Source organism: Nocardioides marinisabuli, from assembly GCF_013466785.1.
In the GTDB taxonomy this organism is placed as follows: Bacteria; Actinomycetota; Actinomycetes; order Propionibacteriales; family Nocardioidaceae; genus Nocardioides; species Nocardioides marinisabuli.
Map to the genome: position 1 here is coordinate 2,872,473 of NZ_CP059163.1, position 13,146 is coordinate 2,885,618.

Genomic DNA, 13,146 nt, shown 5'->3' on the forward strand with positions numbered 1-13,146 from the left:
GTGACTGCTCGGCTTGCTACCAGGTGTCGACGGTGCGGCCGGAGCCGACGAGGCGGCCGTCACGGGCCGCGGCGCCGATCACGGCGGCGAGCACCTGACGGGTCTCGGCGGGGTCGATGACGTCGTCGATCTCGAAGTGCCGGGCCACGTTGAGGGCGGTCGAGTGCGCCTGGGCGTACGCCGTGAGCTCGCGCACCTGCTGCTCCCGCTCGGCCTCGTCCTCGATCGCCTCGAGCTCGCGGCGCATCGACAGGCGCACCGCGCCCTCGAGGCCCATCGCCCCGAGGTGGGCGCCGGGCCAGGCCAGCGTCATCAGCGGCTGGTGGGTGCTGCCGCCGAGCATCGCCTGGGCGCCGAGGCCGTAGCCGCGGCGCAGCACCACGCCGACGAGCGGCACCTGCAGCTGGGCGCCGGCCACCAGCAGCCGGGAGGTGTGGCGCACCAGGCCGGTGCGCTCGGCGTCGGGGCCGACCATCATCCCGGGGGTGTCGACCAGCGACACGACGGGGAAGCCGTGCGCGTCGCACAGCTGGAGGAACCGGGCGGCCTTGTCGCCGGCGTCGGCGGTGATCGCGCCGGCCAGGTGCCGGGTGTCGTTGCCGAGCAGGCCGACGGTGCGGCCCTCGATGCGCCCCAGCGCGGTCAGCAGCTCGGGCGCGAAGTCGGGGCGCAGCTCGGTGACCGTGCCCTCGTCGCAGATCGTCTCCACCACCGGCCCCAGCTCGTACGACGTCCGCTCGCCGTCGGGCACGGCCTCGCGCAGCGGCGTCTGGTCGGGGACCTCCCAGGTCTCCTCGTCGCCCAGGAAGTAGCCGATGAGCGCGCGGGCGGCGTCGACCGCGTCGTCCTCGTCGACGGCGACGTCGACCACGCCGTTGGCGGTCATCACGTCGAGGGGGCCGACGTCGGCGGCCCGGACGTCACCGAGCCCGCCGCCGGCGATCATCGCCGGGCCACCCATGCCCAGCGAGGCGCGGGGCGTGGCGACGACCAGGTCGGAGCAGCCGGCGACGACCGCGTTGCCGGCGAAGCAGGGGCCCTCGACGACGGCGATGCGCGGCACCTTCCCCGACAGCCGGGCCCAGGCGGCGAAGGTGGTCACGTCGAGCGCGGAGACCAGCGGGATGTCGGTGTCGCCGGGGCGGCCCCCGCCGCCGGTGGCGAAGAAGACGCAGGGCAGGGCGAGGCGCTCGACGACGTCGAGCAGCCGGTCGGTCTTGCGGTGCCCGCGCATGCCCTGGGTGCCGGCCATCACCAGGTAGTCGTAGGACAGCACCGCGACCGGGCGGCCGTCGATGGTGGCCAGCCCGCCGACGATGCCGTCGGCGACGGTGCGGTCGAGCAGGTCGTCCATCGACCGCTTGTCCTCCTGGGCGGCGGTGACGAAGCGGCCGTACTCGACGAAGCTGCCGGGGTCGACGAGCGCCGCGACCTGCTCGCGGGCGGTGCGGCCGCCGCGCGCGTGCAGCGCCTCGACCGCCTCGGGGCGGGCGGCGTCCTCGGTCAGGGCCCGCCGCGCGAGCACCTCCAGCAGCTCGGGTCGGATCGACCCAGGACTCGAAGCGAGGGGGGACATGGCGGGGAGTCTAGGAGCGGGCCCGGTGGGGTAGACATGCGCCGTGACCTCCACCACCCACGAGACCGCCGCACGCCTGGACGCCGAGGACCCGCTGGCGTCGTACCGCGACCGCTTCGTCGGCTCCGAGACGCCGCTGGTCTACCTCGACGGCAACTCGCTGGGCCGCCCGCTGCGCACCACGGGGGAGCGGCTGCGCAGCTTCGTCGACCAGGAGTGGGGCGGCCGGCTGATCCGCGGCTGGGACGAGGCCTGGATGGACCTGCCGACCGTCGTCGGCGACCGGATCGGCTCGGCGTGCTTGGGCGCGGCCCCCGGCCAGGTGGTCGTGGGCGACTCGACCACGGTGCTGCTCTACAAGGCGCTGCGCGCCGGGGTCGCGGCCCGCCCCGGTCGCACCGAGGTCGTGCTCGACCGCGACAACTTCCCGACCGACCGCTACGTCGCAGCCGGGGTCGCCGACGAGCTCGGGCTCACGCTGCGCTGGATCGACGTCGACACCAGCGCCGGGGTCACCCTCGAGCAGGTGCAGGAGGTGGTCGGGGAGGAGACCGCGGTGGTGCTGCTCAGCCACGTCGCCTACCGCTCGGCGTGGCTGGCCGACGCGCCGGCGATCACGGCCGCGGTGCACGACGCGGGCGCGCTGGTGCTGTGGGACCTGAGCCACTCGGTCGGCTCGGTGCCGCTCGAGCTCGACGCCTGGGGTGTCGACCTGGCGGTCGGCTGCACCTACAAGTACCTCAACGGCGGGCCCGGCTCGCCGGCCTTCGTCTACGTCGCCGAGCGGCTGCTCGACGGGCTGCGCCAGCCGATCCCGGGCTGGATGGGCCACGCCGACCCGTTCGCCATGGGGCCCGGGTGGACCCCCGCGCCGGGCATCCGCCGGATGATCTCCGGCACCCCGCCGGTCGTCGGCATGCTCGCGCTGCAGGACATGCTCGCCCTCGTCGAGGAGGTCGGCATGGAGGCGGTGCGCGCCAAGTCGGTCGGTCTCACCGAGCACGCCCTCGCGCTGACCGAAGACCTGCTCGCCCCGCTCGGCGTCGGCCTCGCCACGCCCCGCGAGGCGCGGCGCCGCGGCGGCCACGTCACGCTCACCCACCCGGCGATGCGCGAGGTGACCGCGCGGCTGTGGGAGGTCGACGTGATCCCCGACTACCGCGACCCCGGCGGCCTGCGCCTGGGGCTCTCGCCGCTCTCGACGTCGTACGACGAGGTGGCGCGCGGGCTCGCACGGGTTCGCGACGTGCTGCTCGACCTGGGAGCCTCGGGCGCATGAGCCCCGACCCCACGCCCGAGGTCCGCTTCCCGCGCCCGCTCCGCCCCGGCGACACCATCGGGGTCACCGCGCCCTCCTCGGGGGTGCAGACCCCGCTGGCGGCGCGCCTCGACGTGGCCTGCGACCACCTGCGCCAGCGCGGCTACGAGGTGCGCCGCGGGGCCGTGCTGGAGACGCCCGACGGGGGAGTGGCGGCCCCGGCCGCCCAGCGCGCGGCCGAGCTGACCGCGATGCTCTGCGACCCCGACGTGCGCGCGGTCGTGCCGCCGTGGGGCGGCGAGCTGGCGATCCAGGTCCTCGACCACCTCGACTGGGACGCGCTGGCGGCCGCCGAGCCGACCTGGCTGGTCGGCTGGAGCGACCTGACCACGCTCATGGTGCCGCTGCTGACCCGGCTGGGCTGGGCCTCGCTGCACGGCGGCAACCTGATGGACACCCCCTACCGCCAGCCCGACGGGCTCGCGCACTGGGTGGACGTGCTCGAGACCGACCCGGGCGACCCGGTCGTGCAGTCCTCGCCGGGGCGGCACCGCACCGGCGGCTTCGCCGACTGGGAGGCAGATCCCGGCCTCACCGAGCAGCGCCTCGACGCCAGCGGCGCCTGGGAGGTCGTCGGCGGGGGTGGGCTCGACCTGACCGGCCGCCTGGTCGGCGGCTGCATCGAGGTGCTCGGCCCGCTGGTCGGCACGCCGTACGCCGACGTCGCGGGCTGGGGCCGCAGCCAGGTCGACGAGGGCCTGGTGGTCTACGTGGAGGCGGCCGAGCACGCCGCCTTCGACGTGTGCCGCGCGCTGCACGGCATGCGGATGGCCGGCTGGTTCGACGAGGCCGAGGCGGTGCTGGTGGGCCGCACGTCGGCCCCCGACAGCCCCGGCCTCACCCAGCGCCAGGCCGTCGTCGACGCCCTCGGCCCGCTGGAGGTGCCCCTGGTGCTGGGGGTCGACGTCGGCCACGTGCCGCCGAACCTGCCGCTGGTCAACGGCGCCTCCTGCCGGGTGGTCGTCGACCACCGCCGCAGCGAGATCACCCAGACGTGGGGCTGAGCGCGGCGACCGGCACCACCTCGACGACGTGGGCCAGCATCACCGCCTGACCGCTGACCGGCTCCATGTGCGGCGCCCCGCCGGGCACCACCTCGTTGACGTTGACCCCGGCGCGGGCGCGGGCGCGCGAGGCGCCGCTGGCGCGGTGGCCCCAGCCGTGCGGCACCACCACGACCCCGCGAGCGACGTCGGTGGTCAGCCGCGCCGGCAGCCGCACCGCACCGGCCTCGCCGCGCACCTCGACCTCGTCGCCGTCGGCGATCGCGCGCTCCTCGGCGTCGAGGGGGTGCAGCAGCGCGGTGTTGCCGTCGGGCTGCTCGATGTAGGGGTTGTTGTGCATCCAGCTGTTGTGCGAGCGCCGGTCGCGGCGCCCCACCAGCCGCAGCACGCCCGGGCGCGCGAGGTCCGCCTCCATGGCGGCCAGCCGCTCGAGGTCGGCGACCAGGTCGGCGGGGGCCAGGTCGACCAGCCCGTCGGGCGTCGCGACCCGGCGGCCCAGGAAGGTGCCCGGCTCGGTCGGGGGCAGCAGCACGCCCTCGGGTCGGCGCCGCAGCTCGCCGAGCGTGGTGCGCCGCCCCCAGCGCAGCAGCACCGCGAGCAGCTGCTCGAAGCCGACCTGCGGTGAGCCGGGCAGCCGGGCCAGCAGCCGGTTGAGCCGGGGGAGCAGGTGGGCCGGGGTGGTGCCCCACGGACGCACCCCCGAGGCCAGGGCCAGGTCGGAGAAGATCCGCCACTCCGTACGCCGCTCGCCCAGGGGCGCGACCACCGGCGGGGTCCACTGCGCGTGCGGCACCACCTGCAGCGACTGGTGGGAGGCCGGGAAGTCGCTGCGCTCGAGCATGTCGGTGGCCGGCAGCACGTAGTCGGCGTGCGCGGCGGTCTCGTTGCGGTAGAGGTCGACGCTGACGACCAGGTCGAGCCGCTCCAGCGCCGCGCCCAGCCGGCCGCCGGGCACCGAGTGCACCGGGTTGCCGGAGGTCACGAACAGCGCCCGGGTGCGGTCGGGGTGCTCGGTGGTGATCTCGTCGGCCAGCGCCGCGACGGGGAACGCGCCGGCGACCCGGTGCCAGCGCCCGTCGGTGGTGCGGTGCTCGTCGAAGCGGCCCAGGCCCACCAGGTCGGCCAGGCGCAGGGTGTCGAAGGCGCCGCGTGGCACCAGCAGCCCGCCGCGCCGGTCGAGGTTGCCCGTGAGGAGGTTGAGCCCCTGCACCAGCCAGGCGCAGATCGAGCCGAAGGGCCCCATGTTGACCCCGGTCGAGCAGTAGAGCGCGGCCCCGTCGGCGGCGGCGTACGCCGTCGCGAGCTCGCGGATGGTCGCGGCCGGCACCCCGGTCACGGCCTCGGCGCGCTCGGGGGTCCAGGGTGCGCCGGCGGCGACGAAGGCGTCGACGCCGCGGGCGACCGCGCGGGCCGGGGCCAGGTCGACGCCGACCTCGCGGGTCACCACGTGCAGCATCGCGGCCAGCAGGTAGGCGTCGGTGCCGGGACGGATCGCGACGTGCTCGCCGACGCGGCGCGCGGTCTCGGTGCGCCGCGGGTCGACGACCACGACCCGGCCGCCGCGCTCCTCGACCGCGCGCAGCACCCCGGCCGCGTCGGCGACCTGGACCACCGACATCTGGCTGACCAGCGGGTTGGAGCCCAGGCACATGAACATCTCGACGTGCGCGAGGTCCGGCACCGGCTGCACCAGCGAGAGCCCGTACATCTCGGTGGAGACGTGGAACTTGGTGTTGACGTCGATGGAGTGCGACGCGAAGACGTTGGGGGAGCCGAGCGCCTCGACGTACCCGGCCGACATCAGGGTGCCGGCCAGGGAGAAGAAGGTGGGGTTGCCCTGGTACATCCCGACCGCGCGCGGCCCGTGCTCGTCGACCAGCGCACGCACCCGGGCGCCGATCTCGCGGTTGGCCTGCTCCCAGCTGATCGGGACCAGCTCGCCGCCGACCCGCTTGAGCGGCGTCTCGAGGCGGTCCTCGTCGTGGTGCAGCGCGCCGAGGCCGAGTCCCTTGACGCAGCAGTAGCCCCGGGAGACGGGGTGCTCCCGGTCGGGCCGGACCTTGACGACCCGCTCGCCCCCGCCGACGCCGGGGGTGCCCTCGACGTCGACGACCAGGCCGCAGTGCACCTCGCAGATGCGGCAGAAGGTGCGCACGCTGCGGGTCATCGGACCGGCTGCTTCTCGGGACCGCGGGTGCGGGAGCGGTCCAGGAGCGCCAGGGCGCCGAGCAGCAGCACGAAGAGCGCGGTGATCGCGGCGCACGTGACGACGACCGCCGCCCAGCCCTCCTCGCGGTGGTCGAGGAAGGGGTAGGGTAACCAGCCGGTCACCAGTCCCACCACCAGGGTCCAGGCCAGCCAGCCGAGCGGCCAGGCCAGCGCCAGGGCCGCCGTACGACGGGTGACGCGCGGGCGGGGTCCGACGGCGACGAAGCCGACGAGCGCTGCCACCGGCACCACGAGGTGCAGCATCGCGTCGGCGAGCGCGTCGAGGCCCTCGAGGTCGAGCAGCGGGCGCAGCAGCACGAAGTGCACCAGCCCGGTGATGGTGATGCCGACCAGGGCGTCGAGGCGCAGCACCGGGCGGCCGGGTCGGGCGCTGCGGGCCAGGTGGGCGGCGGCCAGGGCGACCAGCAGGTTGCTCTGGATCGTGAAGTAGGAGACCAACCGGCCCAGGCGCACCTCCAGCGGTGGCACGGACTGCTCGTCGAGCACCCGCCCGCCCTGGAGGACCAGCACCAGCTGCAGCAGCAGGGCCGCGGTCGCCAGGACGGCGACCAGGGCGTGGAAGGACCGGTGCCTCGACGTCATGGGCCATGACCGTAGGGCATCTGGGACCATGGGGGCGTGGATCAGCGGATCAGCTTCATCACCCTGGGCGTGCGTGACCTGCACGCCTCGAGGACCTTCTTCCTCGACGGCCTGGGCTGGCAGGCCAGCCACGACGACGAGGAGGTGCTGATGCTGCGGGTCGGCGAGCACCTGGTGCTCTCGCTGTGGGACCGCTCGGCGATGGAGGCCGAGATCGGCCCGCTCGGCTCGGGCGCGGCGCCGCTGACGATCTCGCACAACGTCGCGACCCGCGAGGAGGTCGACGAGGTGCTCGAGCAGGCCCGGGTCGCCGGCGCCCGGGCGGTGCTGGCGCCCCAGGACCGCGCCTGGGGCGGCTACACGGGCTACTTCGCCGACCCGGCGGGCTACCGCTGGGAGGTCGCCTGGAACCCGGGACCGGTCGGCCAGGAGGTCCTGCCCTGAACGCCCGTGGCGCCAGCATGTGGGACCGACGTCTCGGATGCTGGGACGCGTGACAGACTGGCGTGACGAGGTGAGCGGCACCGGGATACCGTGCAGCCATGCGCCAGGACCTTCTCGTACCCACGCGACGCGTGAGCTGAGTCGGACCCGGCACCAGCCAGCGCGTCGCCCCTCGTTGCCCACCGGGCCGAGGGGTTTTTTCATGAGCGGACCACGCACGAGCAAGGAAAGCGGCAAGGGATGAGCACTGAAGCCTCAGGCACACAGATCACGGGCGCGCAGAGCCTGGTCACCTCGCTCGAGGCTGCCGGCGCGACCGACATCTTCGGCATCCCCGGCGGCGCGATCCTGCCCGCCTACGACCCGTTGATGGACTCCTCCATCCGCCACATCCTGGTGCGCCACGAGCAGGGCGCCGGCCACGCCGCCCAGGGGTACGCCGCCGCGACCGGCCGGGTGGGCGTCTGCATGGCCACCTCGGGGCCCGGTGCGACCAACCTGGTCACCGCGCTGGCCGACGCGCACATGGACTCGGTGCCGATGGTCGCGGTGACCGGGCAGGTGGGTGCCTCGCTGATCGGCACCGACGCCTTCCAGGAGGCCGACATCCGCGGCATCACGATGCCGATCACCAAGCACAACTTCCTGGTCACCGACCCCGACGAGATCCCGCAGCGGATCGCCGAGGCCTTCCACATCGCCTCCACCGGCCGCCCCGGCCCGGTGCTGGTCGACGTCGCGAAGTCGGCGCTGCAGTCGATGACGACCTTCCGCTGGCCCACCGAGCTGCACCTGCCGGGCTACCGCCCGGTGACCAAGCCGCACAGCAAGCAGATCCGCGAGGCCGCCCGGCTGATCCTCGAGGCCCGCCGCCCGGTGCTGTACGTCGGCGGCGGCACGGTCCGCGCCAACGCCTCGCGCGAGCTGAGGGTGCTCGCCGAGATGACCGGCATGCCGGTGGTGACCACGCTGATGGCGCTGGGTGCCTTCCCCGACAGCCACCCCCAGCACCTGGGCATGCCCGGCATGCACGGCACCGTCGCGGCCGTGGCCGGGCTGCAGAAGAGCGACCTGATCATCAGCCTCGGCGCGCGCTTCGACGACCGCGTCACCGGCAACCTCGACTCCTTCGCGCCCGGCGCCAAGGTGATCCACGCCGACATCGACCCGGCCGAGATCGGCAAGAACCGCTACACCGACGTCCCGATCGTGGGCGACTGCCGCGAGGTCATCTCCGACCTCGTGGTGGCCCTGCAGGCCGAGGCCGACGCCGGCCACACCGGCGACTACGAGGGCTGGGTGTCGTTCCTGGCGGGGGTCAAGAAGAAGTACCCGCTCGGCTACGAGCAGTCGCCCGCCGGCACCCTGGCCCCCCAGCACGTCATCGAGCGGCTCAGCGCCATCGCCGGGCCCGAGGCGATCTACACCTCCGGGGTGGGCCAGCACCAGATGTGGGCCGCCCACTTCGTGCAGTACGAGCACCCGCGCACCTGGCTGAACTCCGGCGGCCTGGGCACCATGGGCTACTCGGTGCCGGCCGCGATGGGCGCCAAGGTCGGTCGCCCCGAGGCCACCGTGTGGTCCATCGACGGCGACGGCTGCTTCCAGATGACCAACCAGGAGCTCGCGACCTGCGCGATCGAGAACATCCCGATCAAGGTGGCGGTCATCAACAACGAGTCGCTGGGCATGGTGCGCCAGTGGCAGACGCTCTTCTACAACGAGCGCTACTCCAACACGAACCTGCAGCGCCACGGCGGCCCCGTGCGGATCCCCGACTTCGTCAAGCTCGCCGAGGCCTACGGCTGCGTGGGCCTGGCGTGCGACGGCCCCGACGACGTCGACGCCACCATCGAGAAGGCCATGGAGATCGACGACGTGCCCGTGGTCGTCGACTTCCGCGTGCACCGCGACGCGATGGTCTGGCCGATGGTCGCCGCCGGCACCAGCAACGACGACATCAAGTACGCCCGCGACCTGGCGCCCGACTTCGACCAGGACGACCTGTGAGGACCTCTCGATGACCCAGCACACCCTGTCCGTCCTGGTCGAGGACAAGCCCGGCGTCCTGACCCGCATCGCCGGGCTCTTCAGCCGCCGCGGCTTCAACATCCACAGCCTCGCCGTCGGCCCGACCGAGCACCCCGAGGTCTCCCGGATGACCATCGTGGTCAACGTCGACGAGTCGCCGCTCGAGCAGGTCACCAAGCAGCTCAACAAGCTCATCGAGGTCATCAAGATCGTCGAGCTCGACCCCGACGCCTCGGTCAACCGCGAGCTGGTGCTGGTCAAGGTCAGCGCCAACGCCGAGACCCGCGGGCAGGTGCTCGACACCGTGCAGCTGTTCCGTGCCAAGGTGATCGACGTGGCGCCCGACGCCATCACCATGCAGATCACCGGCAACCAGGGCAAGATCGCCGACTTCCTCAAGATGCTCGAGCCCTTCGGCATCCGTGAGCTCGTGCAGTCGGGCATGGTCGCGATCGGGCGCGGCCCGCGCTCGATCTCCGAGCGCAGCCAGCGCCCGGTGGCCGTGCCCGCCCCTCCCGCAGCAGTCTGAAACCCACCACCAGGTCCACCCGGTCCACCACCAGAAGGAGAAGCCCCCGTGGCTGAGATGTTCTACGACGACGACGCCGACCTGTCCCTGATCCAGGGCAAGAACGTGGCCGTCATCGGCTACGGCAGCCAGGGCCACGCCCACGCGCTGTCGCTGCGCGACTCGGGCGTCGACGTGCGCATCGGCCTGCAGCCCGGCTCCAAGAGCCGCGCCAAGGCCGAGGCCGAGGGCCTGCGCGTGCTGACCCCGGCCGAGGCCGCGGAGGAGGCCGACGTCATCGTCATCCTCGCCCCCGACCAGCACCAGAAGAAGCTCTTCGCCGAGGAGATCGCCCCGCAGCTCGCCGAGGGCGACACCCTGGTCTTCGGCCACGGCTTCAACATCCGCTTCGGCTTCATCGAGCCCCCCGAGGGCGTCGACGTCTTCATGGTCGCCCCCAAGGGCCCCGGCCACCTGGTGCGCCGCGAGTACGTCGACGGGCGCGGCGTGCCCGTGCTCGTCGCGGTCGAGAAGGACGCCTCCGGCTCGGCCTGGGAGCTCGCGCTGTCCTACGCCAAGGGCATCGGCGGCCTGCGCGCCGGCGGCATCAAGACCACCTTCACCGAGGAGACCGAGACCGACCTGTTCGGCGAGCAGGCCGTGCTCTGCGGCGGCGCCTCGCAGCTGGTCATGTACGGCTTCGAGGTCCTCACCGAGGCCGGCTACCAGCCCGAGGTCGCCTACTTCGAGTGCCTGCACGAGCTCAAGCTGATCGTCGACCTCATGTACGAGGGCGGCATCGCCAAGCAGCGCTGGTCGGTCTCCGACACCGCCGAGTTCGGCGACTACGTCTCCGGCCCGCGGGTCATCGACGAGCGCGTGAAGCAGAACATGGTCGGTGTCCTCGAGGACATCAAGAACGGCTCGTTCGCCGAGCGCTTCATGACCGACATGGAGAACGGCCAGCCCGAGTTCACCAAGTTCCGCGAGCAGGGCGAGTCGCACCCGATCGAGAAGACCGGCCGCGAGCTGCGCAAGCTGATGGCGTGGGTCAAGAGCCACGACTCCGACTACGTCGAGGGCTCCTCCGCCCGCTGAGCCGAGCACCCTGAGAACGCACACCGGAGGCCCCCCGCTGACGCGGGGGGCCTCCGGTGCTTTGCATACCCCAGGGAGTAATAGTCGGAACGGGTGGTTCGAGCCCGTTGGCCCTCGGGGGGCCCAGTTGCGCTCCTAGTCTCCAGCTCGTCCGTGCTGATCAACCTGGAGGTTCGATGTCCTGCTCGCTCACCCGTCGTGTCCGGCTCCTGCTGGCCGTCGTCCTGCTGACCCTCACGCCCGTCGTCGCCGTGGCGGGGCCGGCGCAGGCGGCCCCCAAGCCGTTGATCTGCAAGGCGCGGGTCTCCGACTCCACGCCCAAGCAGTACACGAACGTCAACGTCACCGTGAACACCGGACAGGCGAACGCCGCCGTCAAGACCGTTGCCCACTACAAGACCACCGACACGACGAAGAGCGGGAAGTCGGGCAAGAAGGGGTTCGCCGTCCTGACGTACTACATCTCCGGAGCGACGGCCGGCTACAAGGTCGTCGTCAACGTGACGGTGAGCAACGGCAGCGCCACGCGTACCTGCGCCACGTCCTTCACCCCGCACGCCTGAGGCAGGCTCGCCCGGGTCGGCGTCGGCGTCACTTCACCTCGACGCGGGCGACCCGCCACAGGCCCACCGCGAGCGGCAGCACCAGCCACAGCAGGCTGGTGGCGCCGAGCTGGGCCCAGGCCTGCGCGGTCTCGGGGAAGCCCTCGAAGAGGGAGCCCTGCGTGTAGTTGAAGTCGACCCACGGCTGCAGGTCGGCGAACCACTGCTGGGCCTGGGCGAGGGCGAAGGTCAGCCCCGTGAACACGTAGACGTAGACCAGGTAGCCGACCAGCGCGGCCGACGAGCTGCGCAGCACCACCCCGAGCATGAAGCCGATCAGCACGCCGAGGACGTTGGCCAGCACGATGGCGGCGAAGTCGGCCAGGGTGACGTCCCACACCGTCGGCGTGCCGGCCAGGGCCGAGCCGAGCAGGTTGCCCAGGACCCCGACGCCGGCGGCCACGAGCATCCCGCCGACCGCGACCACGACGGAGTCCACGGCCTTCGCGGCGATGACCCGTCCCCGGTGGGGCACGAGGGTGAAGGTGGTCAGCCCGCTGCGCTGGCTCCACTCGCTGGTGACCGAGAGGATCGCGATCACCGGCAGCAGCACCGCCATCGGGAAGCCGACCGCCTGGGCGAACGCCGCGTAGGTGATGGCCTCGTCGGGCGCCCACAGCACCACCGCGCCGCTGGCCAGCACCGACAGGACGCCCACGCCGATCATCAGCCAGGCTCCCGAGCGGGTGTCGAACATCTTGCGCAGCTCGACCTCGAGGAGCCGGGCGAAGGGGATCGGGGGCGGCGCCGGGCGGGCGGCGTACGCCGTCGCGGACCGGTCGGGCACGGTGCCGGGGGTGGTCAGGGTCGGGGTGCTCATGCTGCTGCTCCTGGTGGGGTCGTGGTGGTCTCGCGCTGGGTGTCGGCGGTGAGGTCGAGGAACATCTGCTCCAGGCCCGCGCCGTCGGCGGCGCGCAGCTCGGAGAGGGCCAATCCGGCCTGCAGGGCCAGCCGGCCGACGAGGTCGGGCGGGGCGTCGGTGGACAGGGCGCCGTCACCGGTCGGCTCGGCGCCGTGCCCGGCGCCGGCCAGTGCCCGCGCCAGGGCTTCGGGGTCGGGGGAGCGGACCACGGTGCCGGCCGAGGCGAGTAGCTCGGCCTTGGTGCCGCTGGCCACGATCCGCCCGCGGCCGATGACGACGAGGTCGTCGGCGACCACCTCGATCTCGTGCAGCAGGTGGCTGGAGAGCAGCACGGTGCCGCCGCGGTCGGCGTACTCGCGCAGCAGGTCGCGCATCCAGCGGATGCCGGCGGGGTCGAGGCCGTTGGCGGGCTCGTCGAGCACGAGCACCTCCGGGTCGCCGAGCAGGGCGTGGGCGATGCCGAGCCGCTGGCGCATGCCCAGCGAGTAGTGCCGCACCCGCCGCCCGGCCTCCTCGTCGGTGAGGCTGACCCGGTCGAGCATCTCCTGCACCCGGGCCCGGGGCAGGCCCATCGTGCGCTGGGCCAGGGTCAGGGTCTCGCGGCCGGTGCGGCCGGCGTGCTGGGCGGAGGCGTCGAGCAGGACCCCCACCTCGCGACCGGGGTCGGGCAGGTCGACGAAGCGGCGGCCCAGCACGGTCGCGCTGCCCGACGTCGGCGGGGTGAGCCCGACGAGCACGCGCATGCACGTCGACTTGCCGGCGCCGTTGGGACCCAGGAAGCCGGTGACGCGCCCGGGTCGTGCGGTGAAGGTGACGTCGTCGACGGCCGTGTGGGCGCCGTAGCGTCGGGTGAGGTTCTCGATCGTGATCATGCTCGGAGCCTCGCGCCCGC

Annotated in this window: 12 protein-coding genes; 7 read left to right on the forward strand and 5 right to left on the reverse strand. The window is 73.3% G+C overall.

Going from position 1 to position 13,146, the window contains the following annotated elements:
* Positions 1 to 16 precede the first annotated feature (16 nt).
* The gene (locus H0S66_RS13730) at positions 17 to 1,576 is read right to left on the reverse strand and encodes an acyl-CoA carboxylase subunit beta (RefSeq protein ID WP_179615880.1); all 1,560 of its coding nucleotides are present in this window, start codon (positions 1,574 to 1,576) and stop codon (positions 17 to 19) included.
* Positions 1,577 to 1,619: 43 nt separating this feature from the next.
* Here H0S66_RS13730 and H0S66_RS13735 point away from each other — a divergent pair, with 43 nt between their 5' ends.
* A complete protein-coding gene (locus tag H0S66_RS13735) occupies positions 1,620 to 2,855 on the forward strand; it encodes a kynureninase (protein WP_179615881.1) in 1,236 nt (411 codons plus the stop codon).
* Positions 2,852 to 3,898, forward strand: a complete 1,047-nt coding sequence (locus tag H0S66_RS13740) for a S66 family peptidase (RefSeq protein WP_179615882.1) — start codon at positions 2,852 to 2,854, stop codon at positions 3,896 to 3,898. Before H0S66_RS13735 ends, H0S66_RS13740 begins: the two co-directional genes overlap by 4 nt.
* On the opposite strand, the gene H0S66_RS13745 is transcribed toward H0S66_RS13740, so the two are convergent.
* On the reverse strand, positions 3,879 to 6,065 hold the full coding sequence (locus H0S66_RS13745) for a molybdopterin-containing oxidoreductase family protein (protein ID WP_179615883.1): 2,187 nt from the start codon (positions 6,063 to 6,065) through the stop codon (positions 3,879 to 3,881). The genes H0S66_RS13740 and H0S66_RS13745 overlap by 20 nt on opposite strands.
* Positions 6,062 to 6,709 carry a Pr6Pr family membrane protein gene (locus tag H0S66_RS13750; RefSeq protein ID WP_179615884.1) on the reverse strand — a complete coding sequence of 216 codons (648 nt, stop codon included), beginning with the start codon at positions 6,707 to 6,709 and terminating at the stop codon, positions 6,062 to 6,064. Before H0S66_RS13750 ends, H0S66_RS13745 begins: the two co-directional genes overlap by 4 nt.
* A 36-nt stretch (positions 6,710 to 6,745) precedes the next feature.
* Between H0S66_RS13750 and H0S66_RS13755 the strand changes: the two genes are divergently transcribed.
* The 5 genes from H0S66_RS13755 to H0S66_RS13775 all read left to right on the forward strand — a co-directional run bounded on the left by H0S66_RS13755 (position 6,746) and on the right by H0S66_RS13775 (position 11,353).
* Positions 6,746 to 7,153 (forward strand): VOC family protein, encoded by a 408-nt coding sequence (locus H0S66_RS13755; RefSeq protein ID WP_179615885.1) that lies wholly within the window; start codon positions 6,746 to 6,748, stop codon positions 7,151 to 7,153.
* 240 nt (positions 7,154 to 7,393) lie between these two features.
* Positions 7,394 to 9,163 carry an acetolactate synthase large subunit gene (locus H0S66_RS13760; RefSeq protein ID WP_179615886.1) on the forward strand — a complete coding sequence of 590 codons (1,770 nt, stop codon included), beginning with the start codon at positions 7,394 to 7,396 and terminating at the stop codon, positions 9,161 to 9,163.
* A 10-nt stretch (positions 9,164 to 9,173) separates the two neighbouring features.
* Positions 9,174 to 9,713, forward strand: coding sequence for an acetolactate synthase small subunit (gene ilvN, locus H0S66_RS13765; RefSeq protein WP_179615887.1), 540 nt, complete (start codon positions 9,174 to 9,176; stop codon positions 9,711 to 9,713).
* A gap of 48 nt (positions 9,714 to 9,761) precedes the next feature.
* Entirely contained in the window at positions 9,762 to 10,790 is a 1,029-nt protein-coding gene (gene ilvC / locus H0S66_RS13770) for a ketol-acid reductoisomerase (RefSeq protein ID WP_276529353.1), read from the forward strand.
* Between the two features lie 176 nt (positions 10,791 to 10,966).
* Positions 10,967 to 11,353, forward strand: a complete 387-nt coding sequence (locus tag H0S66_RS13775; RefSeq protein ID WP_179615888.1) for a hypothetical protein — start codon at positions 10,967 to 10,969, stop codon at positions 11,351 to 11,353.
* Between the two features lie 28 nt (positions 11,354 to 11,381).
* Here the strand turns inward: H0S66_RS13775 and H0S66_RS13780 are convergent, their stop codons facing one another.
* Complete coding sequence (locus H0S66_RS13780) at positions 11,382 to 12,212, reverse strand: ABC transporter permease subunit (protein WP_179615889.1); 831 nt, start codon at positions 12,210 to 12,212, stop codon at positions 11,382 to 11,384.
* Positions 12,209 to 13,126 carry an ABC transporter ATP-binding protein gene (locus tag H0S66_RS13785; RefSeq protein WP_179615890.1) on the reverse strand — a complete coding sequence of 306 codons (918 nt, stop codon included), beginning with the start codon at positions 13,124 to 13,126 and terminating at the stop codon, positions 12,209 to 12,211. Before H0S66_RS13785 ends, H0S66_RS13780 begins: the two co-directional genes overlap by 4 nt.
* Positions 13,127 to 13,146: the final 20 nt, after the last annotated feature.